Consider the following 2,943-nt stretch of genomic DNA (forward strand, 5'->3'; position numbering starts at 1 on the left):
AGTCATGACCGCAACGGACAATCTCACCACGACCCTTACCGCCGCCGGACTCGACCTGGTGGGGGTGCTGGTTCACCGGCTCGACCCGGATCTCCCGCTGCCGGTCTACGCCCATGCCGGCGACGCCGGTGCGGACCTTGTCGCGGCGCAGGACGTCACGCTTGCTCCGGGTGAACGCGCCATGGTGGGGACCGGGATCGCCATCGCGCTCCCCGAAGGGTATGCGGCGTTCGTGCATCCGCGCAGTGGGCTGGCGGCACGCCACGGCGTGTCCATCGTGAACGCGCCCGGTACGGTCGACGCCGGTTACCGTGGTGAGATCAAGGTGGTACTCGTCAACACCGACCTGCGCGAGACGGTGGTTCTGCGCCGTGGTGACAGGATTGCTCAGCTCGTCATTCAGCGGGTGGAGCGTGCGGCATTCCAGGAGGTCGCCGAGCTGCCCCCGACGGTGCGTGGCGTGGGCGGCTTCGGGTCGACCGGCGGTTTTGCCTGACCCCGGCTGCGGGTCCGGCGCCGGGGTCTGGTCCGGGCCTGGGCCTGGGCCGGCGTACCGCCACCGGTGCCGCCCGACCCCGCCGGGGATGCCCGACCATCACGCGTGAGGAGCCGATTGTGACGACAGGGAAGCTGATCGTGAGAACAGGAAGTGGTCGAAGTGTTCCGGCGCGGTCGTAGGCGTGCCGGTCGCGGCTGGCGGGATCCACAGGAGCCCCGGGACGACCGCGACGAGACCGGGCACGACCAGGCAGGCATCGATCGCGACGGCCCCTACGACGCCGACCGTGCCCCGGCCGACCACGTCCGGCGGCTCGATCTGGGGTCGTTGCGGGTCCCGGTGGTCGACGGGGTCCAGGTGCAGTTCCAGATCGACCAGGCGTCCGGGCAGTTGCTGACGGTGACACTCACGGACGGGCAGAGCGGGATGGAGCTGTCAGTCTTTGCCGCGCCGAAGAGCATCGGCCTGTGGGACGAGGTGCGCGTCGAGATCGTGGACTCCCTGCGCGCCGCTGCGGGAGCGGCCGAGGAAACCGGCGGACCCCACGGAAGCGAGCTGCGCCTGCAACTGCCGACCGGTACGCCGGGGGAGTTCATGCCCGGTCGCATGGTGGGGATCGACGGCCCGCGCTGGTTCCTGCGGGTCGTTTTCACCGGCTATGCCGCGCTCGACCCCGCCGCCGCCCCGCTGCTGGCGGAGGCGCTGCGTCGGCTGGTGGTGGTGCGCGGCGACCATGCGATGCCGCTGCGTGACCCGCTGCCGCTGAAGCTGCCCAGGGAGGTCACCGATCCGCACGGCTCGGACGACCAGGCCGACCCGTTCGATCCGGATCCGCGTGACGCCACGCCCGGTGTCGCGGTGACGGCGGCTCGGATGCCGGCTCCGGGTGTGCGGATCGCGGAAGTTGGTTGAAGTCGGTTAGGGCGTGTCAGGGTGCCGGGGCGTTGGAGGGTCAAAGGCGACGCAATCATGTTTTTCTCGCGCCGCCGGAGGCCTGGGTCCTGGGAGCGCTGAGGACCCTGCCGATTCCCGGCTCCCAGCGTCCCACCAGCGGGAATCGGGCACACCGGGCCGGGCTGGTTCGTTGCCCGGGTGTTACACCGGTTTGCGTTACGCCGATTCCAGGTGGCATACACCAGTGAAGGCAGTTGTCATGATGATGAACTCCGGCAGTCGCCTCGCGACCGCAGACCCGCGACCCGCGCTGTCGTCCGTGTCGCCCGCCGCCGCGTGAGCGCGTCCAGCCGCGACCGGCGCATGTCGCCGCGGCAGCCACCGGCATCGTTGGCCGAGGCCGTGGGTGGCGTCCGAGGGATGGTCGACGGCGCCATTCCCACGGTCGCCTTCGTCACCGTCAACGCCGAGGCCGGGCTGGCCGCGGGTATTGCGGTCGCGATCGCCGTCGCTGCTGTTCTCGTGGTGTTGCGGATGGTCCGGCGGGAGCCGGTTCAGCAGGCGTTCTCCGGTCTGTTCGCGGTCGCTGTGGCCGCTTTCGTTGCATCCCGTACGCACAGCGCCGAAGGTTTCTTCCTGCCCAGCATCGCCAAGAACGCCGCGTTCGCGGCCGTCGGTCTGCTGTCGCTGCTGGCGCGCCGCCCACTTGCCGGCTATGTGATGGCGGCGATGGACGCCCGCTACGCCGGCTGGCGTCAGCATGCCGACACCCGTCGTGCCGCGTTGTGGGCGACGCTGGTCTGGATCGCGGTCTTCGTTGTTCGTTTCGCCGTCCAGGGCCTGCTCTACCTGGCCGGCGAGCCCGGCTGGCTCGGCGCGGCCAACCTCGCTCTCGGTCTGCCCCTGTTCGGCGTGGCGATTCTCGCGACCTTCGCCATCGTGCGGCGACTGGCGCCGCGCCAGCCTGCCGCGGACGGGCGTGACGGCGTCACGACCGGTGCGTCCGGCGAAGGGCCGGTCATCGAGGGAACGGTCCTCGACAGCCCCGGGAGATGATCGAAATCGGGGACGTGACCGGGGACGTGATCGAGGTCGAGGTCGGGTCGGTGGCGCACGGCGGGAGCTGTGTGGCCCGTGACAACGGCCGGGTGGTCTTTGTCCGCCATGCCCTGCCCGGTGAGCGGGTGCGGGCTCGCCTGACCGACACCTCACACGACAGGTACTGGCGGGCGGACGCCGTCGAGGTGCTGCGCGCCTCACCGGAGCGTGTCGTCCCGCCGTGCCCGCACGCCGGGGCCGGGCGCTGCGGGGGATGCGACTGGCAGCACGCCTCCCTTGTCGCGCAGCGGCGGCTCAAGGCGGAGGTGGTCCGCGAGCAGCTGCGCCGCCTGGCTGGGCTGGACTGCCCGGTCGAGGTCGAGGCGGTGGACGCCTCACCAGCGGCGCTGCCGCCGGACGTGCCGTCATCGGACGCGTCGTCATCGGATGAGTCGTCACCGGGCGCGCCGCAGCCGGGTTCGCCGTCCTCGTCGGACCGGTCCGACGAGGAC

4 protein-coding genes are annotated in these 2,943 nt (G+C 71.2%); all 4 read left to right on the plus strand.

Features of this window, described 5'->3' with window-relative positions; all coding sequences use genetic code 11:
- Window positions 1–4 precede the first annotated feature (4 nt).
- Entirely contained in the window at window positions 5–496 is a 492-nt protein-coding gene (dut, locus tag DD1DGNOD_RS09800; protein WP_131766319.1) for a dUTP diphosphatase, read from the plus strand.
- A gap of 162 nt (window positions 497–658) precedes the next feature.
- Window positions 659–1,411 (plus strand): DUF3710 domain-containing protein, encoded by a 753-nt coding sequence (locus DD1DGNOD_RS09805; protein ID WP_131769956.1) that lies wholly within the window; start codon window positions 659–661, stop codon window positions 1,409–1,411.
- 345 nt (window positions 1,412–1,756) lie between these two features.
- Window positions 1,757–2,449 (plus strand): DUF3159 domain-containing protein, encoded by a 693-nt coding sequence (locus DD1DGNOD_RS09810; RefSeq protein ID WP_131766377.1) that lies wholly within the window; start codon window positions 1,757–1,759, stop codon window positions 2,447–2,449.
- Window positions 2,446–2,943 (plus strand): TRAM domain-containing protein (locus tag DD1DGNOD_RS09815; RefSeq protein WP_131769957.1); only part of this gene is annotated, 498 nt, incomplete at its 3' end. The genes DD1DGNOD_RS09810 and DD1DGNOD_RS09815, both read left to right, overlap by 4 nt.

It is taken from the genome of Candidatus Protofrankia californiensis, assembly GCF_900634765.1.
In the GTDB taxonomy this organism is placed as follows: domain Bacteria; phylum Actinomycetota; class Actinomycetes; order Frankiales; family Frankiaceae; genus Protofrankia; species Protofrankia californiensis.